The sequence below is a fragment of the Achromobacter sp. LC458 genome, assembly GCF_001005835.2.
In the GTDB taxonomy this organism is placed as follows: domain Bacteria; phylum Pseudomonadota; class Gammaproteobacteria; order Burkholderiales; family Burkholderiaceae_B; genus Achromobacter; species Achromobacter spanius_B.
The window spans coordinates 287,488-306,208 of the sequence record NZ_LBHW02000001.1; the positions used below are offsets into that span (position 1 = coordinate 287,488).

The following is an 18,721-nucleotide window of genomic DNA, read 5'->3' on the forward strand; positions in this document are numbered from 1 at the left end:
AAGTCCAATGAGCGGAAAACTGGCTTACGTAACAGGCGGGATGGGCGGTATCGGCACCTCTATTTGCCAGCGCTTGGCCAAGGATGGCTTTCGCGTCGTGGCAGGTTGCGGCCCCAGCCGCAACTACCAGCAATGGCTGGATGAGCAGGCTGCGCAGGGCTACACGTTCTATGCGTCGGTGGGCAACGTGTCCGACTGGGAATCCACGGTGAAGGCCTTTGAAAAGGTCACCGCGGAGCTGGGCGGGGTCGACGTGCTGGTCAATAACGCGGGCATCACCCGCGATGGTTTGTTCCGCAAAATGAGCGCCGACGATTGGCGCGCGGTGATCGACACCAACCTGAACAGCCTGTTCAACGTGACCAAGCAGGTCATCGAGGGCATGGTTGAACGGCAGTGGGGCCGCATCATCAACATCAGCTCGGTGAACGGTCAGAAGGGCCAGTTCGGCCAGACCAACTACTCCACGGCCAAGGCCGGCATCCATGGTTTCACCATGGCGCTGGCGCAGGAAGTGGCCAGCAAGGGCGTCACTGTCAATACGATTTCGCCGGGCTACATCGGCACGGACATGGTTCGCGCCATCCGCCCCGAAGTGCTTGAAAAAATCGTGGCGACCATTCCGGTGCGACGCCTGGGCACGCCCGAGGAAATCGCCTCCATGACGTCGTGGTTGGCGTCGGACGAATCCGGTTTCTCGACCGGCGCGGACTTCTCGCTGAACGGCGGCCTGCACATGGGCTGATGAAGGCTAGCGGGCCGCCCCCCGGCGGCTCAAGGCGCTGGAAGGCCTCGGGGAGAGGGCCTTCCGGCATTACACTCCACCCTATTCGAAGTCTTAGAGATCGCCCGATCCGGGGACACACATGACGCAAGCACAAACCGGCGCCAGCCTGCGCCTGATTAAAAAATATCCCAACCGTCGCCTATACGACACCCGGACCAGCACCTACATCACTCTGGCAGATGTCAAGCAACTGGTCCTGGCCAATGAAGAATTCCAGGTGGTCGACGCCAAGAGCGGCGAAGACCTGACCCGCAGCATCCTCTTGCAGATCATTCTGGAAGAGGAAAGCGGCGGCATGCCCATGTTCTCGTCGAACATGCTGTCGCAGATCATCCGTTTCTACGGGCACGCCATGCAGGGCATCATGGGTTCTTACCTTGAAAAGAACATCCAGGCCTTCATGGAAATCCAGACGCGCATGGCGGAACAGTCCAAGGGGCTGTACGGCAGCCAGTTCGGGCCGGAAGCCTGGACGCAGTTCATGAACGTGCAAACGCCCATGCTGCAAAACATGATGAACAACTACATCGACCAGAGCAAAAACCTGTTCGTGCAGATGCAGGATCAAATGCAGGACCAGACGCGCGCGATGTTCTCGACGTTCCCGTTCACGCCGGGCAGCACGCCGGGCCAGGGCCGCAAATAGCGCCAAGCGGCAAGGGCGCATCCGCGCTTTTTGCCCTGCCAGCAGCCGGTGTGGCATCGTCCCCGCCGGCTTTTTTGTGGCCGCTTTTCCCTTTGAGATAACGCAACGAACTGATGCATTCCGGGCCTTTCGGTTCAGGGATATGTCAGTTTTTTTCGTTACATTAATGCAAACGGTTCTTGTTTATGTTTTTAGAGCCGATACCCAATTTGAGTCTCTCAGGATGATGCACATGATCAAGAAAGCCTTGGCGCTGGCCATTGTTGCAATGAGCGTGTCGGCCGCCAACGCGGCCGAATACCCCATTGGCAAGCCGGTTGAGAAGGGCGGCATGGAAATCGGCGCGGTGTATTTGCAGCCGATTGAAATGGACCCGCCCGGGATGATGCGCCCCGCCAAGGATTCCGATGTGCACCTTGAGGCCGATATCCACGCCACGGCCGGCAACAAAACCGGCTTCCCGGAAGGCGAATGGGTGCCTTACCTGGTCGTGAATTTTGAGATCCAGAAGGTCGGCAGCCAGAACGTGCAGAAAGGCACCTTCATGCCGATGGTCGCCAACGACGGTCCGCACTATGGCGACAACGTCAAGCTGGAAGGCCCGGGCAAGTACAAGCTGAAGTACTCGATCCTGCCGCCGTCCGAAAACAAGATGGCCCACTTCGGCCGCCACGTCGACAAGGAAACCGGCGTGGGCCCGTGGTTCGAGCCCTTTGAACTGGAATACGAATTCGTCTACGCCGGCACCGGCAAGAAGGGCGGATATTGATCGTGCGCCGCCTGCTTCGCGTTGTTGCCGCCGCACTGATCGGCCTGGCCGGCCTTGCCGGCATGGCGCCCGCGCAGGCGGACGAATTGCCGACGTTCACGCTCAGGTTCAAACCGGACGGCACGTTCGAGCCGGCAACCCTGGAAGTGCCCGCCGGCCGTTTCAAGATTGAACTCATCAACGAAAGCAACGAGCCGGTGGAATTTGAGAGCATTCCGCTGCGCAAGGAAAAAGTGTTGGGGCCGGGGGTTAAATCCTTCGTCGTCATCACCATTTCCCGCCCCGGCGAGTACCCCTTCTTTGATGACTTTCACCAAAGCGTGAAAGGCACCCTGGTCGTCAAGCCCAAGGAATAAGCGGTAGCCATACATGGAACAGGTCCTTTTTATCGTCTGGCGCGAAAGCGTTGAAGCCCTGCTGGTGGTAGGCATCTTGTACACCTGGCTGCGCGCGACGCCGGAAGGCAAGCGCGGGCTGAACTACCTGTGGGGCGGCGTGGCGGCGGGCCTGGCGCTGGCCGTGGCGCTGGCCCTGGTGTTGCTTGGCGTGTCGTCCTGGCTTAGCGACGAAGGCCAGGAATGGTTCCAGGCCATCATGTCGCTAGCCGCTTGCGCGCTGGTCGTGCAGATGGTCGTGTGGATGAAAAAGCATGGCCGCACGCTCAAAGGCGAACTGGAAAGCGGTGCGCGCAGTTCCGTTGCCAATGACAACTGGTGGGGGCTGTTCGTGCTGGTGGCCATTGCCGTGGCGCGCGAGGGCAGCGAGACGGTGGTGTTTCTGTACGGCACCGTATCGGCGGGCGAGGGCGGCGGCGACATGGCCAAGCTGGCCCTGGCCGGTGTGGCCGGTTTTGCCGTGGCCCTGCTGACGTTCTGGCTGTTGCAGTTGGGCGGCAAGATGATTACGTGGCGCCGCTTCTTCCGCGTGACCGAAATCCTGCTGCTGCTGTTGGCCGGTTCGCTGCTGGTCGGCGGGCTGGATCACCTGATTTCGCTGGACGTGTTGCCCACCCTCATCGACCCCGTCTGGGATAGCTCTTGGCTCTTGAGCGACAGCACCGGCGTGGGCAAGGTCCTGGCCGACTTCGCAGGCTACCGCGCGCTGCCCGCCCTGATTTCGGTGTTGTTGTGGGTGGCTTACTGGATCGTGGTGTGGGCGCTGCTGCGCTGGGTGGGCGGCAAGCCGGCCCGCGCGCCGGTCCCCGCACGCAACCCATCTTGATTCCGACGTGATGCCGGACTGAACATTGAAGGTTTGACCATGGCTGCTGTACTCGGGAGGGTGACTTCCCGGATCGCCGATTTTCTCCGTGACCATGCCCCGCTGTTGCGCAAGCTTCAGTGGGGCATTGTTGCGTTGTACGCGTTCCTGCTGATCGTGCCCGCAATCATGCCCTTGCCCGACAACGCGGCATCGGTGTTCAACAACCTGACCATCGTTGCGCAGTTTGCCTTCTGGGGCGTCTGGTGGCCGTTCGTGCTGATATCGATGCCGATCCTGGGCCGCGCGTGGTGCGGCTGGCTTTGCCCGGAAGGCATGCTGACCGAATGGGCCAGCGAGCGCGGGCAGGGCCGCGCCATCCCGAAGTGGATGCGCTGGGGCGGCTGGCCGTTTGTGGCGTTTGCGTTGACGACGGTGTACGGCCAACTGGTCAGCGTGTATCAATACCCGCTGGCGGTGCTGGCTGTGCTGGGCGGTTCCACCGTGGCCGCCATGATCGTCGGCTGGCGGTATGGCCGCAGCAAGCGCGTGTGGTGCAAATACCTGTGCCCGGTCAACGGCGTGTTCAATCTGTTGGCCAAGCTGGCGCCGTGGCACTTCAAGGTCGATGAAGAAAAGTGGCGTCACCCCGTCATCCGCATTGAGCCCATCAACTGCGCGCCGCTGGTGCCGCTGCGCCACATGAAGGGCGCGGGCGATTGCCACATGTGCGGTCGGTGCAGCGATTATCGCGGCGCCATCGCCCTGACGCCGCGTTCGCCCGAAGAAGAAATCGTGCACGTTTCGGATGGCGACGCCTGGCAGACCGCCTTGCTGTGCTTCGGCCTGATGGGCATCGCCATCGGCGCGTTCCTCTGGAGCGCCAGCCCCTGGTACGTGACGGCCAAGCAATGGGCCGCGACGTGGCTGGTCGAACACGACATCATGTGGCCGCTGATGGACAACGCGCCCTGGTTCATCCTGACGCACTACCCCGACGTCAACGACAGCTTTTCGTGGCTGGACGGCGCGGGCATCCTGATGTTCGTCATCGGCGCCACCGTGATCGTGGGCGGCGCGAGCTTCCTGTCGCTGTGGCTGGCCGACCGCCTGGCGCCCGCTGCGCCGTCGGTCGACGCCGCCTCGGTCGATGCCGCCGCAACGCGCTGGATCCGCCCCGGCGTGCACAAGCTGGCGCAGGCGCTGATCCCGTCGGCCGGCATTGGGGTGTTCCTGGGCCTGTCCGCCACCACCGTTAACCTGCTCAAGCACGAAGGCGTGCAAGCAGGCTGGGCTGGCCCGGTGCGCTTCACGCTGTTGACGCTTGCCGTGCTGTGGACCTTGCGCCTGTTTGCCCGCCTGCTGGCGCCGCGCCCCGTCACCGCCACGCGCAAGGTAGCGGCGTGGGTGGTGCTGGCCGCAGGCTTGGCACCCTTCTGCATGGCATGGGTGTTTTTCTTTGCAATCTGGTAAGCGATGCGCGATGGATCACGGCGGGGCGCTGCGATAAAGTGGGAAGCCTTGCCGGGTGCGCCGGCGCTTTCCCTGCTTGATTTCCCTCATGACCTCCTACGCCTTTCGCCTGCTTAACGTCTTTGCGTCGTCCACCTTCGGCGGCAACCAGCTTTGCGTGTTTGAAGACGCGCGCGGTATGGACGACGCCACCATGCTGAACCTGGCCGCGCAGTTCAATCTGTCCGAAACCACGTTCATCCTGCCGTCCGATAAGGCCGATGCGCGCGTGCGCATCTTCACGCCGGGCTACGAAATGAAGTTTGCCGGCCACCCCACCATCGGCACGTCGCAAGTGGTGTGCGACATTCGTGGCACCGGCGATGCGTTGACGCTGGAATTTGCCGCGGGCGTGGTGCCGGTGCAGGCCCAAGGCGATGCCTGGACATTCACCGCGCCGTGCCCCAACGGCGTGCAGACGGCGCCGCCCGAGCAAGACCGCGCGGCAATCGCGTCGCTGGTCGGATTGTCGGCCGATGACCTGGCAAGCGATCCCATCTGGGTGGATACCGGGGCGGACCAATTGCTGGTCCCGTTGGCCAGCGTGGACGCGGTGCGCCGCGCCATGCCCGACTCCGCCAAGCTAAGCCGCTGGCAAGCCAGCAGCCTGGGCCGCAAGACGATGTACCTGTTCGCGTTTGACGAAGGCAATGTGCGCGATGCACGCCAGGTGGTCGTGGCGCGCTACTTCTTTGCCAAGGCGGGCGGCGGCGTGGACGAGGACGCCGGCACGGGATCGGCCTGCGCCAACCTGGGCGGTTGGTTGATCCACAAGCAGCAGCCCTTGCCCGCCAGCATCCTGGTCGAGCAGGGCGACCAGATGGGCCGGCCGTGCCGCTTGCTGCTGGACGTGCATGCCGATGGCCGCATCCAGGTGGGCGGCCGTGCGTTGGAAATCGGGCGGGGCACCGTCACGATCTGACGATCTGATTGGGGGCGTGTGGTTTGGGGCGTACGACCCGGGGCATCCCGCCCGGGGCAAGGCGGGCGCTGCGCGGTGGCCGGTTCTTGGCGGTGGCGGCGCCGTGCGGCTGCGCTGCGGCTGCTGCATTATGGCTGCTGTATTGCCGCCGCTGCATTGTGTTCGCCCATAGAAAACGGCGCCTGTGTCTCCACAGGCGCCGCCCTCTCTCTCTAGGCCCCGGTATGGAACGCGGCCGTCCTGACAAACCTGCCTTACTTCTTGTTCTTGGCCGGGTCGACCTTGATGTTGTTCTTCACCTGCTTCACCCCTTCAACGCCACGGGTGACGGTAGCGGCGTGGTCGGCTTCAGCCGCCGTGCCCACGGTACCGGTCAGCGTCGCGACGCCGTTGTTGGTTTCCACGGCGATGTCCAACGCGCTCAGCTGCTTGTCGGCAACGAAAGCGGCCTTGACCTTAGTCGTTACGGTTGCGTCGGAGGCATATTCGCCCACGGATTGCTTGGGCTTGCCATCATCCGCCGCGAAAGCCATGGAAGTGAAGACAGCGCCAGTTCCCAGTGCGGCGGCGGCGATCAGCTTGCGAAATTCCATAGTCGTGCTCCTTATTAGTATGGTCTGCCGCGTGATGCGTCTGCGCGGCAGAGGATCAAATTTTCAGTAGGGTATGCGTGCTATCGGCGTGTTCTATTTTTTTCGCAGCGCGCCGCTCAAGATGGACAAGAGCGCCAGCACCAGGAATACGAAGAACAAGATCTTGGCGATACCCGCGGCCCCGGCGGCAATACCGCCGAAGCCGAGAACCGCCGCGATGATCGCGATGACGAAGAAAACTACGGCGTAATGCAACATGTCAGCTTCTCCAGTGAGTTCGACCGATCAAGGCGGTGGGAGGATTCAGGGATTGCGGTCGAAGAAATCCCGGACTTCCTTTTGCGCTTCATCCTTGGTCTTGCCATAACGCTCTTGAATCAGGCCAGCCAGGCGTTCGGCGTTGCCTTCCGTGCGGGTCAGTTCGTCATCGGTGAGCTCACCCCAGGCGGCTTTGGCCTTGCCAGTCATTTGCTTCCACTTGCCGGCGATGATGTCGTTATTCATGGTGACCTCTCTTCTTATCTTCGTGCGACACAGGGCTTATGGCCTATAAGTTCCTGCTGTCGCGGTTGACTTGAACGCTGATCAGCTAGCCCCTAACTTACGAGTGGCCAAAGGGGCTGTCAAACGCGGCTGTGGGTATATGTAACAGCGCCGGATGGCTTGGCGGACGCGATTTTTCGAGGGAAAAATCCCGGGGGAAAGCGTCTCGCAGGAGTTACATTCCGGCAATGTCTTGTCCCCTTTTGAGCGGGGCTGGTAACGGAAGATGCGTCGATTTCCCAGGCGGCGCGTGGGGCAAGCGCCTTCGCCATGCTGGTGGCGGCAAGGCCTGGCCGGTATAGTCGTGCCCAACCCTCGAGCTTTTCATCAACGAAAAAGGAAGGTACGCATGACGCAACGACTTTGCAGCGCTCTCTTGCTGACGCTGGCCGCGCTGGCGGCGGTGGGATGCACGCACGTGACGGACAAGTACCAGGCCACCGGCCCCGCGCTGGAAGCGGCCACGCCCCGCACCTGAACGCAGGGGATCACACGCCCCATCTCGTCTTGCGCACGGCGGGCGAGAACATGGCGGGCGGCATGCGGTGAGTGGCATGCGTCGGCAGAAATGCGGGGACTGAAATGCGGCGGCCGAAAAGCTGCGGCTGAAATGCCGCGCTTGAAATGCCGCGCTTGAAATGCAAACGGGGCGCGCTGCGCCCCGTTTGCGTATTGCGGCGTGTCCGCCGCGCCGCCCCTCAGGGCTGGGCGATGCGGTGCGCGATGTGCGCCAGCGCTTCTTCCACCTGGTCAACCAGGATCAGGCACAGATCGCCCGCTTTCAGGCGGCCCAGCGCCGTATCGATGGCCAGGAATTCGCCATGGATTTCCTCGATGTGCGTCGTGCGCGGCGCACCCACCAGGCCTTCTTGCAGCAGCGCCAGCACCTCGCCGTCGGCGCGTCCGCGCTGGCACTGGTCCTGGTACAGCAGCACGTCATCAAAGGCGGCGCCCAGGATTTCCGTCTGCATGCGGATGTCTTCATCACGGCGGTCGCCCGCCCCGCTGATGACCACTGAGCGGCGCTTGGCCGGCATGGCGTCCACCGCGCGTACCAGCGCCAGGATGGCGTCGGGGTTGTGGCCGTAGTCGGCAATGACCGTGGCGCCGCGATAGTCGAACACATTGAAGCGGCCCGGGGCCGTCTGCGCGTCGTTCACGAACGTGGCCAGGCCCCGGCGTACAACGTCCCAGTCCAGGTTCAACGCCCATGCCGCGGCAATCGAGGCCATGGCGTTTTCAACCTGGAAGGTGATCGTGCCATTGCGCGTCAGCGGAATGTCGGCCAGCGGGAAACGCGTTTCTTCGGCGCCTTGCGCCGCCACGATCGCATCGCCGTCGCGGTACACCGACCGCAGCCCCTGCGCGCGGTGCGTGGCCAGGACGGGGTGGTTGCGGTCTTCCGCAAAGTACGTGATTGAACCCGGGCAACTGGCGGCCATCTCGGCCACGATCGGGTCAGCGGCGTTCAGCACGGCGGTGCCCGACGGGTGCACGTGCTGCACGATTACGCGCTTGACCACGGCCAGGTCTTCTACGGTGCTGATGTAGCCCAGGCCCAGATGGTCGCCCATGCCGATGTTGGTCACGATGGCCACGTTGCAGCGGTCGAACGCCAGGCCCTCGCGCAGGATGCCGCCACGCGCGGTTTCGAACACGGCGGCGTCCACGTCCGGGTGCATCAGCACGCTGCGCGCGCTGCGCGGGCCGCTGCAATCGCCGGTGTCGATGCGCAGGTTGTCGATATACACGCCGTCGGAATTGGTCATGCCGACGCGGTTGCCGGCGGCGCCCAGCAGGTGGGCCGTCAGGCGCACCGTGGTGGTCTTGCCGTTGGTGCCGGCCACGGCCACGACCGGAATACGCCCGTCGTCGCCGTCCGCGTACATGTTGGCGATGATGGCCTCGCCCACCGCGCGGCCCTTGCCGAACGACGGGTTCAGGTGCATGCGCAGGCCCGGCGCTGCGTTGACTTCGACCACGCCGCCATGCTGCTCTTCCAGCGGGTACAGCACGCTTTCGGCCACCACGTCCACGCCGCAGATGTCCAGACCGATCATGCGCGCGGCGGAGACCGCACGCGCGGCCATCTCGGGGTGCACTTCGTCGGTCACATCGGTGGCTGATCCGCCCGTGCTCAGGTTTGCGTTGTTGCGCAGGAAGATAAGGGTGCCGGGGGGCGGCACGGAATCCGCGTCAAAGCCCTGTTTTTGCAACGTGGCCAGCGCGATGTCGTCAAAGCGGATCTTGGTCAGCGAGGTAGCGTGCCCGTCGCCGCGCAACGGGTCCGCGTTGACCTGGTCGACCAGTTCGCGGATGGTGTGCTGCCCGTCTCCGGTCACTTGCGGCGGGTCGCGGCGCGATGCCGCAACCAGCGCGCCGCCCACCACCAGCAGGCGGAAGTCGTGGCCGGGAATATAGCGTTCGACGATAACTTCCGAGCTGACTTCCTCGGCCACTTCGAATGCCTGGATCACGCGTTCCCGCGTTTCGATGTTGACCGCCACGCCCCGGCCCTGGCTGCCGTCGCGCGGCTTGACGACCACGGGGCCGCCCAGCTCTTGCGCGGCTTCCCATGCCTCTTCGGCGCTCGTTACCGAGCGGCCCATGGGCACCGGCACGCCGGCCGCGTCCAGCAGCATCTTGGTCAGGTCTTTGTCTTGCGCGATCGATTCCGAGATGGCGCTGGTCAGGTCGGTCTCGGCGGCCTGGATGCGGCGCTGCTTGCTGCCCCAGCCGAACTGCACCATGCTGCCTTGCGTCAGGCGGCGATAGGGAATGTTGCGGGCGACGGCGGCGTTCACGATAGAGCCGGTGCTGGGTCCCAGGCGCACGTCTTCGTCCAGATCGCGCAAACGCTTCAGCGCATCGGGCAAGTCGAACGGCGTGTCGTCCAGCGCGGCGCGCACCAGTTGCTGCGCCAGCTCCATGGCCAGCAAGCCGACTTCTTCTTCGCTGTATTCGACCACCACCTGGAACACGCCGGGCTCGACGGTGGACGAGGTGCGCCCGAAGGTGACGGGGCAACCGGCGTGCGCCTGCATCGTCAACGCGACGATCTGCAACACGTGCGCGATCGACACCGCGCCTTGATGGCCTTCCGGCCGCATCAGCCCGGTTTGCGGCAAGCGCGCGCGCAGGCGGGCTTCGAACTCGGGCAGGTTATCGATGGAGCACTCGGCGTCGGCGCACGAAACGATGGCCTCGATCGCGGTGTTCTTGCTCCACAGATTGGGGCCGCGCAGGGCACGGATACGGGAAACTTCCATGGCAGGTATTCCTGTCAGTATTGTTGAATCCAGCGGCGGACCAGATCGATGGTGGGGCCCGAAAAGGCTTCGTCGGATTGCAGCAGGACGAAGTCGCCCGCTGCAATGCCGTTCAGCACGCTTTCGATGGCCTTGCCATGATCCGGCTCGTCCTGGATGTCTTTCACGCGGCTGCCTTGCGACAGCCCCTGGCGCAGCAGCGCGCGCGCCTGGCCTTCGGGACGCTTGCTTTGCACGGTCATGTCGTCATAGAGCACGACGCGGTCAAAGGCGTCGCCCAGCAGGCGGCCCTGTTCGATCAGGTCGGCGTCGCGGCGGTCGGCGCCGGCGGAATACACCGCAGCGCGGCGCGTTGACGGGAACTGGTCGATGGCTGCAATCAGCGGGCGCAGGGCGGACGCGTTGTGCACGTCGTCCACCACTACCGTGCTGCCGTTGCGTTCAAACAGCGTGAACTGCCAGGGCGCGTCGGCCTGATCGATATCGAAGGTTTCGATACCGGCGCGGATCAGCTCCACGGGAATGTCCAGCGCCCAGGCGGCGCCCACGGCGGCCAGTACGTTTTCCACCTGGAAGGCCACGCGGCCACCATGCGTCAACGGGATGGCGGCCACGTCGGCCAGCCGTTCTTCGAGGGTGCCTTGCGCCAGGATGATGCCGCCGTCGCGCACAAACACCGCGCGGCCGTCTTGCTGCAAATGCGCGGCAATGGCGGGCAGGGCGGGGTCGATGCCGAAGAAGATCACCGCGCCATCGGACAGCTCGGCCATTTCCACCACGCGGGGGTCGCGCGCGTTGAGCACGGCGGCGCCCGTCGGCAGCACCACGTCGACCTGCGTGCGGAACACATTGAACATGCGCTCCGTTTCGTTGATGTCGAAGTCGCCAAGATGGTCGGCGTCGTCGATATTGGTCACCACGCCGACCTGGCAGCGGTCATAGGCCAGGCCCTGGCCCAGGATGACGCCGCTGTCGTTTTCGATGACGGCTGCGTCCACGTTGCGGTTCATCAGCAATCGGGTGCCGGACGCGAAATCGGCGCGGTCGCCCTTTTGCACCAGGCGGCGGTCCAGGTACAGCCCTTCGCTGCACGCCAGGCCGGTGCGTTTGCCGGACAGATGCAACAAGCGCGCAACCAGGCGTGCCACCACGGTCTTGCCGTTGGTGCCCGTGACGCCCACGATGGGAATGCGGCCGGCGTCGCCGTCGGGGAACAGGTGGTCGACAATGGCGCGGCCCACCGGACGCGGGGCGCCGTCGGCCGGCTTCAGGTGCATCAGCAAGCCTGGGCCGGCGTTGACTTCAACAATGGCCCCGCGCTGTTCCGCCAGCGGGCGCGTGATGTCTTCAGCCACCAGATCCACGCCGGCAATGTCCAGGCCCACCACGCGGGCGGCCAGCGTGACGGTGGCGGCAATGCTGGGATGCACGCGGTCGGTTACGTCGAACGCCACGTTTCCGCTGCGCTGCACCAAGACGCGCTGGCCGTCGGCCGGCACGCTGTCTTCCGACATGCCCTGGCGGGCAATTTCCAGCCGGGCGGCTGAATCCAGACGGACCAGGTTCAGCGGATGGTTTTCGGTGCGGCCACGGCGCGGATCGATGTTGATCTGGCTGTCGATCAATTCGGTGATGGTGGACTTGCCGTCGCCCGTCACCCACGCCGGTTCGCCGGCAGCAGCGGCCACCATGCGGTTGCCGACCACCAGCAAACGGTGTTCGTTGCCCAGCACAAAGCGTTCGACGATGACGCCGCTGCCTTCGTCCACCGCCACGCGGTAGGCGGACACCACGTCTTCGCGGGTCGTCAGGTTGGTGAAGACGCCACGGCCATGGTTGCCGTCATACGGCTTGACCACCACGGGCAGGCCGATGTCTTCGGCGGCTTCCCAGGCGTCGTCCTCGCTGCGCACCAGGCGGCCCTCGGGCACCGGCACGCCGCAGGTCGACAGCAGTTCCTTGGTCAGGTCCTTGTCGCGCGAGATGCCTTCGGCGATGGCGCTGGTACGGTCGGTCTCGGCCGTCCAGATGCGGCGCTGGGCCGAGCCGTAGCCGAATTGCACCAGGTTGCCTTCAAACAGGCGGATATAGGGAATGTCGCGGTCATCGGCGGCATCCACGATGCAGGCGGTGCTGGGGCCCAGGCAGTGCTTGTCCACCAGGCTGCGCAGCTTGGCAATGGTGGAGGGCACGTCGAACGGGCGGTCTTCAATGGCGGCCATGACCAGGTCGCGCGCTTCGTTCAGGGCGGTGCGGGTGACCTGTTCCTGCCAGGCGCGCACCACCACCTTGTAGACGCCGCGGGTCGACGTTTCGCGGGCTTTGCCGAAGCCGCCCCGCAATCCGGCCAGGTTCTGCAATTCCAGCGTGACATGTTCAAGAATGTGGCCGGGCCAGGTGCCTTCTTTCAGGCGGGCCAGGAAACCGCCGCGCACGCCAGGGCTGCATCGGTGTTCGATCAGCGTCGGCAGCCATTCGGACAGGCGCTCGTAAAACCCGGGAATGGTGTTGGACGGATAGTCTTCCAATTCACCAATATCCACCCATGCTTCAAGGACCGGGCGATACGTCCAAATGTTCGGGCCGCGCAAAGCCACGACATCGAGAAATTCAATGTCTTTCTTTTTCATGTTTTAATTTACTTGAGAAGCAGGTTGGCACGCGCGGACGCCCCTATGTAAGACCGCGAATTTATTGCGAATTTTTGGGGTTGCGCTGTAAGAATAATGCCAACGAGTGGGGGATCCCAGATATTCCTAATTAGAAAAATCGGCTGCTACTATACGACGCCTTCAAGGCGTGAACTCGTTGTGTTGTAAGGAAGGGACACGTTTGCCGCCATAGGTGGTAAACCGGTTGCCGCCTAGTAGGGCAGAGTCCTGGCCCGGTATGCGTTCCAATGAAAAAACCACACCTGCTTTCCGGCCTTGCCGATGCCTTTCCTGCCCGCTGGCGGGATGAAATCCGCGCTGAATTAGCGGATGGCGAAACCTTGCTGGCCTGGGTTGAAATAGACCTGGACCAGCGGCTGAAGTTCCAGCCCGGGCTGGTCGCCGCGACTGACCGGCGCCTTCTAGCCCGAAATTCCGCCGATAACGGTTGGGATTCGTGGGCCTACGGGCCGCAATTAACACTTAATCTGACGGACCACGCTGGGGCCGCCGTGCTGGAATTGCACGACGACACGGCGCGTCTGGCCGTCTGGCGTTTCACGCTGGCCCGCAACCCGGCCGCGCTGCGCCTGCTGGCGCAGTTTGAATCGCAGCAGGCGATCCGGCTTTCGGGCAAAGCCGAAGAAGCGCCGCAGGAACGCAATTGCACCGTCTGTAATAACGTTATCCCCGCAGGCGAGGAAGAATGCCCGACCTGCAACCAGGAACAAGCCGCACCGTCGTCCACGTGGGCGTTGTTGCGGCTTTGGCGGTTTGCGCGGCCGTATCGCGGCCACTTGCTGGTCGGTTTCGTGCTGACGTTGCTGGGCACGGCCGCGACCTTGGTGCCGCCTTACCTGACCATGCCGCTGATGGACGACGTGTTGATTCCGTTCCAGAACGGCGCGCCTATCGACTACAGCAAGGTGCGCATGTATCTCAGCGGCTTGCTGGCGTCCGCCTTCCTGGCCTGGGGGCTGGGGTGGGCCCGAACCTACATCCTGGCCTGGGTCAGCGAGCGCATCGGCGCCGATTTGCGCACCACTACCTATGAGCACTTGCAACAGCTGTCCCTGGAGTACTTTGGCGGCAAGCGCACGGGCGACCTGATTTCCCGCATTGGTAGCGAGACCGACCGCATTTGCGTGTTCCTGTCTTTGCACCTGCTGGACTTCGCCACCGACATCCTGATGATTGTGATGACGGCGGTGATCCTGGTGTCGATCAACCCGTGGCTGGCCTTGGTGACGCTGGTGCCACTGCCGTTCATTATCTGGATGATTCACGCCGTGCGTGACCGCCTGCGCCACGGCTTTGAAAAGGTCGACCGCATCTGGTCCGAAATCACCAACGTGCTGGCCGACACCATTCCCGGCATTCGCGTGGTCAAGGCATTCGCCCAGGAAAAGCGTGAAGTCGCGCGTTTTCGCGAAGCCAATAATCGCAATCTGGAAGTGAACGACCGCGTCAACACCACGTGGTCGCTGTTTTCGCCCACCGTCACGTTGTTGACGGAAGTGGGGCTGCTGGTGGTGTGGATATTCGGTATCTGGCAGGTGTCGCAAAAGCAGATCACGGTCGGCGTATTGGCTGCGTTTTTGGCGTATATCGGGCGCTTTTATCTGCGCCTGGATTCCATGAGCCGCATTGTGTCGGTCACGCAAAAGGCCGCTGCCGGCGCCAAGCGCATTTTTGACGTGCTGGACCATGTGTCCAGCGTGCCCGAACCGCAAAAGCCGGCCACGCTGCCGCACATCAACGGCCGCATCGAATTGCGCGACGTGGGTTTCCGCTACGGCAACCGCCAGGTGATACGCGGGCTGAACCTGACCATCGCCCCGGGCGAAATGATTGGGCTGGTCGGTCACAGCGGCTCGGGCAAGAGCACGTTGATCAACTTGATCTGCCGTTTCTACGACGTATCCGAAGGCGCCGTGCTGGTGGACGGCATCGACATCCGCTCGGTGCGCGTGACCGACTATCGGCGCAACATCGGCTTGGTGCTGCAAGAGCCTTTCCTGTTCTTCGGCACCATTGCCGAGAACATTGCCTACGGCAAGCCTGATGCCACCCGCGATGAAATCGTCGCAGCGGCCCGTGCGGCCCATGCGCATGAATTCATCCTGCGACTGCCGCACGGCTACGACTCGCTGGTGGGCGAGCGCGGCCAAGCCCTGTCCGGCGGTGAACGCCAGCGCATCTCGATTGCGCGTGCGTTGCTTATCGACCCGCGCATCCTGATCCTGGACGAAGCCACGTCGTCGGTGGACACCACCACCGAAAAGGAAATTCAGAAGGCGTTGGACAACCTGGTCCGTGGCCGCACCACCATCGCCATCGCGCACCGGTTGAGCACGCTGCGCAAGGCGGATCGGCTGGTCGTCCTGGACCGTGGCCAGATCGTCGAGCAAGGGCCGCACGAAGAACTGATGGCCCGCGAGGGCGCCTACTATCGCCTCTACCAGGCGCAAGCGCGCCAGGCGGAAGCCGACGCGCAGGCGTCGGGCAGCGAAGACATGGCCGCCGTGGCCTGACGCCGAACCGGGATTATCTTCATGACGTTGCCGACCTTTCAGCTACGCCGCAATGCCTTTGGGCGTCTGGAATATCAATCCGCCGACGGCCAGACGCACGAAGGCGTCATCCCCGTGCGCGCCTTCCCCATCAGCGAAGCGGGACGCGGCCTGTCGCTGGTGACCAGCGACGGCCACGAACTGCTGTGGATCGAACACCTGTCCGACGTGCCGGCGCCGCAACGGGCGTTGATAGAAGAAGAGCTTGCCGGGCGTGAATTCATGCCCGAAATCCGCAAGCTGGCCAGCGTATCGACCTTTGCCACGCCCAGCACCTGGAAGGTTGAAACGGATCGAGGCCCCACGTCTTTCACGCTGCGCGGCGAGGAAGACATCCGCCGGCTCAGCCCGCAGACGCTGCTGATTGCCGACAGCCACGGCATCTTCTATCTGGTGCGCGACATCCTGGCGCTGGACAAGCACAGCCGCAAGCTGCTGGACCGCTTTCTGTAGGAATTACCGCGCTGGCGCGCTAGGCGCTGCCCTTGAACGGCGTGTGCGATTCCAGTTCGCCCAGATAGTCCGTGACCGCCGAGGTTTCTTCGTCCAGGAAGTTCTGGATCGCCTCGGCAAAACCGGGGTGCGCCACCCAGTGCGCCGACCATGTCGGCGTCGGCAACAAGCCGCGCGCCATCTTGTGTTCGCCTTGCGCGCCGCCTTCAAAACGGCGGATGCCATGCGCGATGCAGTACGCAATCGACTGCATATAACAGGTCTCGAAATGCAGGCCCGGCACGTATTCGGTGGCGCCCCAATAGCGCCCATACAGCACGTCGCCGCCCGCCAGATTCAGCGCTGCCGCCACCCGCACGCCGTCGCGTTCGGCCAGGATCAATACAAACGCGTCCGGCTGTTCCCGATGCGCGCGTTCAAAGAAATCGCGGTTTAAATAGGGCGGATTGCCGTGGTTGAAATACGTGCGGCAATAACAATCGTAGAAAAAGCCAAGGTCGGCGGGGGTAATGTCGCCACCGCACAACCAGCGGAAAGACAAGCCGGCGGCGGCGACCTTCTTGCGGTCCTGGCGGATCTTCTTGCGCTTGTCGTGGCTCATCAGCGCCAGGAATGCGTCAAAATCCGCGTAGCCCGGGTTGGTCCAATGAAACTGCACGCTTTCCCGGATCATGAAGCCGGCCTCGCGCAGCACGTGCATGTCCTCGTCCGCCGGAAACAGCAGGTGTAGCGACGACACCTTGATTTCCTCGGCAAAGGCGACCAGTCCGCGCACCAGCGTGGCGCGGTCTTCGTCGTTGGTGGCCAACAGCCGCGGCCCCGTGACGGGCGTGAACGGAATGGCCGACAGTAGCTTGGGGTAATAGCGCATGCCGTGGCGCTGGAAGGCGTCGGCCCAGGCGTAGTCGAACACGTATTCGCCACGCGAGTGCGACTTCAGGTAAAGCGGCGTGGCGGCAGCCAGCGCGCCGTCACGCCACAGTGCCAGATAATGCGGCGCCCAGCCCGAGGCCGGCGCGGCGCATCCCGTCTCATGCAGTGCGCACAAGAACGCGTGCCGCAGAAAGGGTTGATCACCGGCCAGCGCGTCCCAGGCATGGGCGTCGATGCGGGACAGGTCGGTTTCAATGGTCAAGCGCAGGGAATCCATCCGTGAATGATAAAGTCTTCGCCAGCACGCGGGTTTGAAACCGTGGGCTTTTTCAGGGATTGCGGCGGCACGGGCCGCCTGGGATTGGAAACACCATGGACAGCAACACCATCGCCGCGGCAGATGCCGCGCCGATTGCGGAATGCTTGCGCGGGCAGGCCTTGGCCGCGCTTGCCGCCAAGACGTGGCCGGAAAAACTGGCGGCCGTGCACCTGATCGCCGATAGCGCGCCGCTGGACCGCACCCGCGAATTCGTCGCGCCGCACGGCTTGCCCGGCCGGCCGGAGCATCCAGAATTGGTGCCGCCCGCGCAGGTCAGGCATCGGTCCATGGCCACGGTCGAAGGCCGCGCCGCGCTGCTGCACGCGCTGGCCCATATTGAATTCAACGCGGTCAATCTGGCGCTGGATATTCTGTGGCGTTTTGCCGGCATGCCCGACGCGTTCTATCGCGACTGGCTGCGCGTGGCGCGCGAAGAGGCCTATCACTTCGACCTGTTGCGCCAGCGGTTGGCGGCGCTGGGCTACGCCTATGGCGACTTTCCCGCGCACAACGGGTTATGGGACATGGCCGAGCGCACGCGGGGCGACCTACTTGCGCGCCTGGCGCTGGTGCCGCGTACGCTGGAGGCGCGCGGGCTGGACGCCTCGCCCATGATCCGCAACAAGCTGGCCGGGGCAGGGGACGCGCCCAGCGCGGCCATCGTCGACATCATCCTGCGCGACGAGATCGGCCATGTGGCCATCGGCAACCATTGGTTCAAGCACCTATGCGCCCAATCGGGCCTGGAACCCGTGGCCTGCTACGCCGACCTGGCGCGGCGTTATGACGCCCCCCGGTTGCGCGGCCCGTTCAACCTGGAAGCGCGCCGCGCGGCGGGGTTCGACGACGCCGAGCTGGCCGCGTTGCAAGCCGACCAGCCGGAACTGAACACCCGATGACACCGATCACCATTGATGCCTTGCTGACCGGCACCGTGCGTCCGCTGGGCGATTCCGGCCGCGATAGCGGTATCGACAAACACCCGGTTGCCCAGCGCCTGTGGCTGGGGGCCGAAGGGCTGCGCGGCGACGAACAAGCCGACCGCCGTTTTCATGGCGGCCCGGAAAAGGCGCTGCATCATTACGCCCGCGAACACTATCCCGCCTGGCAAGCCGAGCTGGGCGAACGCGGGGTATTGCAGGCGCCGGGCGCATTCGGTGAAAACATATCCACCCAAGGCATGACGGAAGCCGACGTTTGCGTGGGCGATGTGTTCCGCGCGGGCACCGCCTTGATCCAGGTGTCGCAAGCGCGCCAGCCGTGCTGGAAACTGGATCACCGATTCGCCCGGCGCGGCATGGCGGCCCGCGTGCAGGCCAGCGGCATGACGGGCTGGTATTACCGCGTGCTGCAAGAGGGCTGGCTGTGCGCGGGCGACACGCTGACGCTGTCCGAACGCCCGCATGCACAATGGCCGCTTGCCCGCGTGCAAGACGTGCTGAACCGGCGCGTGCTGGAGGCCGATGTGCTGCACGCCTTGGCCGCGCTGCCCGAACTGTCGCCGAACTGGCGGGCGCTGTTCGAAAAGCGCGCCCAGGCCGGGCAGGTTGAAGATTGGACCCGCCGCCTGCAAGGCGATGTGGACGCCCCGACATCGCAGGAACGTTAAAC

The 18,721-nt window shown here is 63.9% G+C and carries 18 protein-coding genes; 12 read left to right on the top strand and 6 right to left on the bottom strand.

From position 1 onward, the window contains the following. Positions 1-7 precede the first annotated feature (7 nt). From phbB to YH64_RS01310, 7 genes are all read left to right on the top strand, one after another. Positions 8-745 (top strand): acetoacetyl-CoA reductase, encoded by a 738-nt coding sequence (phbB, locus tag YH64_RS01280; protein ID WP_046802696.1) that lies wholly within the window; start codon positions 8-10, stop codon positions 743-745. A 121-nt stretch (positions 746-866) separates the two neighbouring features. Further along, positions 867-1,433, top strand: a complete 567-nt coding sequence (phaR, locus tag YH64_RS01285; RefSeq protein WP_006218172.1) for a polyhydroxyalkanoate synthesis repressor PhaR — start codon at positions 867-869, stop codon at positions 1,431-1,433. 232 nt (positions 1,434-1,665) lie between these two features. Next, positions 1,666-2,202 (top strand): iron transporter, encoded by a 537-nt coding sequence (locus YH64_RS01290; protein WP_046802873.1) that lies wholly within the window; start codon positions 1,666-1,668, stop codon positions 2,200-2,202. Positions 2,203-2,204: 2 nt separating this feature from the next. Beyond that, positions 2,205-2,558, top strand: coding sequence for a cupredoxin domain-containing protein (locus tag YH64_RS01295; protein WP_046802874.1), 354 nt, complete (start codon positions 2,205-2,207; stop codon positions 2,556-2,558). Between the two features lie 13 nt (positions 2,559-2,571). After that, positions 2,572-3,423 carry an FTR1 family protein gene (locus YH64_RS01300; protein WP_046802697.1) on the top strand — a complete coding sequence of 284 codons (852 nt, stop codon included), beginning with the start codon at positions 2,572-2,574 and terminating at the stop codon, positions 3,421-3,423. 39 nt (positions 3,424-3,462) lie between these two features. Further along, positions 3,463-4,875, top strand: a complete 1,413-nt coding sequence (locus YH64_RS01305; RefSeq protein WP_046802698.1) for a 4Fe-4S binding protein — start codon at positions 3,463-3,465, stop codon at positions 4,873-4,875. An 88-nt stretch (positions 4,876-4,963) separates the two neighbouring features. Further along, positions 4,964-5,836, top strand: a complete 873-nt coding sequence (locus YH64_RS01310) for a PhzF family phenazine biosynthesis protein (RefSeq protein ID WP_046802699.1) — start codon at positions 4,964-4,966, stop codon at positions 5,834-5,836. 254 nt (positions 5,837-6,090) lie between these two features. Here the strand turns inward: YH64_RS01310 and YH64_RS01315 are convergent, their stop codons facing one another. The 3 genes from YH64_RS01315 to YH64_RS01325 form a co-directional block, all read right to left on the bottom strand. Next, positions 6,091-6,429, bottom strand: a complete 339-nt coding sequence (locus YH64_RS01315; RefSeq protein WP_046802700.1) for a BON domain-containing protein — start codon at positions 6,427-6,429, stop codon at positions 6,091-6,093. Between the two features lie 93 nt (positions 6,430-6,522). After that, positions 6,523-6,687 (bottom strand): DUF1328 domain-containing protein, encoded by a 165-nt coding sequence (locus YH64_RS01320; RefSeq protein WP_006218179.1) that lies wholly within the window; start codon positions 6,685-6,687, stop codon positions 6,523-6,525. Between the two features lie 45 nt (positions 6,688-6,732). Beyond that, positions 6,733-6,933, bottom strand: coding sequence for a CsbD family protein (locus YH64_RS01325; protein WP_046802701.1), 201 nt, complete (start codon positions 6,931-6,933; stop codon positions 6,733-6,735). Positions 6,934-7,321: 388 nt separating this feature from the next. Between YH64_RS01325 and YH64_RS30435 the strand changes: the two genes are divergently transcribed. Continuing rightward, positions 7,322-7,450: a hypothetical protein gene (locus YH64_RS30435; protein ID WP_255444064.1), complete on the top strand. Its 129-nt coding sequence runs from the start codon at positions 7,322-7,324 to the stop codon at positions 7,448-7,450. A gap of 220 nt (positions 7,451-7,670) precedes the next feature. Here the strand turns inward: YH64_RS30435 and cphA (YH64_RS01330) are convergent, their stop codons facing one another. Together cphA (YH64_RS01330) and cphA (YH64_RS01335) are read right to left on the bottom strand one after the other, a co-directional pair. Beyond that, on the bottom strand, positions 7,671-10,241 hold the full coding sequence (gene cphA / locus YH64_RS01330) for a cyanophycin synthetase (RefSeq protein ID WP_046802702.1): 2,571 nt from the start codon (positions 10,239-10,241) through the stop codon (positions 7,671-7,673). Between the two features lie 14 nt (positions 10,242-10,255). Beyond that, positions 10,256-12,871: a cyanophycin synthetase gene (gene cphA, locus YH64_RS01335; RefSeq protein WP_143215209.1), complete on the bottom strand. Its 2,616-nt coding sequence runs from the start codon at positions 12,869-12,871 to the stop codon at positions 10,256-10,258. Positions 12,872-13,140: 269 nt separating this feature from the next. Between cphA (YH64_RS01335) and YH64_RS01340 the strand changes: the two genes are divergently transcribed. Continuing rightward, a complete protein-coding gene (locus tag YH64_RS01340) occupies positions 13,141-15,426 on the top strand; it encodes an ABC transporter ATP-binding protein (RefSeq protein WP_046802704.1) in 2,286 nt (761 codons plus the stop codon). A gap of 21 nt (positions 15,427-15,447) precedes the next feature. Beyond that, on the top strand, positions 15,448-15,918 hold the full coding sequence (locus tag YH64_RS01345) for a DUF1854 domain-containing protein (RefSeq protein WP_046802705.1): 471 nt from the start codon (positions 15,448-15,450) through the stop codon (positions 15,916-15,918). Between the two features lie 19 nt (positions 15,919-15,937). Here the strand turns inward: YH64_RS01345 and YH64_RS01350 are convergent, their stop codons facing one another. After that, entirely contained in the window at positions 15,938-17,068 is a 1,131-nt protein-coding gene (locus YH64_RS01350; protein WP_046802706.1) for a GNAT family N-acetyltransferase, read from the bottom strand. 95 nt (positions 17,069-17,163) lie between these two features. Between YH64_RS01350 and YH64_RS01355 the strand changes: the two genes are divergently transcribed. Beyond that, positions 17,164-18,009: a ferritin-like domain-containing protein gene (locus YH64_RS01355; protein WP_046802707.1), complete on the top strand. Its 846-nt coding sequence runs from the start codon at positions 17,164-17,166 to the stop codon at positions 18,007-18,009. Next, positions 18,006-18,719: an MOSC domain-containing protein gene (locus YH64_RS01360; RefSeq protein WP_046802708.1), complete on the top strand. Its 714-nt coding sequence runs from the start codon at positions 18,006-18,008 to the stop codon at positions 18,717-18,719. The genes YH64_RS01355 and YH64_RS01360 overlap by 4 nt, the downstream gene beginning before the upstream one ends. Positions 18,720-18,721: the final 2 nt, after the last annotated feature.

Bases quoted from the DNA above. Each gene is read 5' to 3' on its own strand.
- phbB (WP_046802696.1), top strand. From the start codon at position 8: ATGAGCGGAAAACTGGCTTACGTAACAGGCGGGATGGGCGGTATCGGC.
- phaR (WP_006218172.1), top strand. From the start codon at position 867: ATGACGCAAGCACAAACCGGCGCCAGCCTGCGCCTGATTAAAAAATAT.
- YH64_RS01290 (WP_046802873.1), top strand. From the start codon at position 1,666: ATGATCAAGAAAGCCTTGGCGCTGGCCATTGTTGCAATGAGCGTGTCG.
- YH64_RS01300 (WP_046802697.1), top strand. From the start codon at position 2,572: ATGGAACAGGTCCTTTTTATCGTCTGGCGCGAAAGCGTTGAAGCCCTG.
- YH64_RS01305 (WP_046802698.1), top strand. From the start codon at position 3,463: ATGGCTGCTGTACTCGGGAGGGTGACTTCCCGGATCGCCGATTTTCTC.
- YH64_RS01310 (WP_046802699.1), top strand. From the start codon at position 4,964: ATGACCTCCTACGCCTTTCGCCTGCTTAACGTCTTTGCGTCGTCCACC.
- YH64_RS01315 (WP_046802700.1), bottom strand. From the start codon at position 6,429: ATGGAATTTCGCAAGCTGATCGCCGCCGCCGCACTGGGAACTGGCGCT.
- YH64_RS01320 (WP_006218179.1), bottom strand. From the start codon at position 6,687: ATGTTGCATTACGCCGTAGTTTTCTTCGTCATCGCGATCATCGCGGCG.
- YH64_RS01325 (WP_046802701.1), bottom strand. From the start codon at position 6,933: ATGAATAACGACATCATCGCCGGCAAGTGGAAGCAAATGACTGGCAAG.
- YH64_RS30435 (WP_255444064.1), top strand. From the start codon at position 7,322: ATGACGCAACGACTTTGCAGCGCTCTCTTGCTGACGCTGGCCGCGCTG.
- cphA (WP_046802702.1), bottom strand. From the start codon at position 10,241: ATGGAAGTTTCCCGTATCCGTGCCCTGCGCGGCCCCAATCTGTGGAGC.
- cphA (WP_143215209.1), bottom strand. From the start codon at position 12,871: ATGAAAAAGAAAGACATTGAATTTCTCGATGTCGTGGCTTTGCGCGGC.
- YH64_RS01340 (WP_046802704.1), top strand. From the start codon at position 13,141: ATGAAAAAACCACACCTGCTTTCCGGCCTTGCCGATGCCTTTCCTGCC.
- YH64_RS01345 (WP_046802705.1), top strand. From the start codon at position 15,448: ATGACGTTGCCGACCTTTCAGCTACGCCGCAATGCCTTTGGGCGTCTG.
- YH64_RS01350 (WP_046802706.1), bottom strand. From the start codon at position 17,068: ATGGATTCCCTGCGCTTGACCATTGAAACCGACCTGTCCCGCATCGAC.
- YH64_RS01355 (WP_046802707.1), top strand. From the start codon at position 17,164: ATGGACAGCAACACCATCGCCGCGGCAGATGCCGCGCCGATTGCGGAA.
- YH64_RS01360 (WP_046802708.1), top strand. From the start codon at position 18,006: ATGACACCGATCACCATTGATGCCTTGCTGACCGGCACCGTGCGTCCG.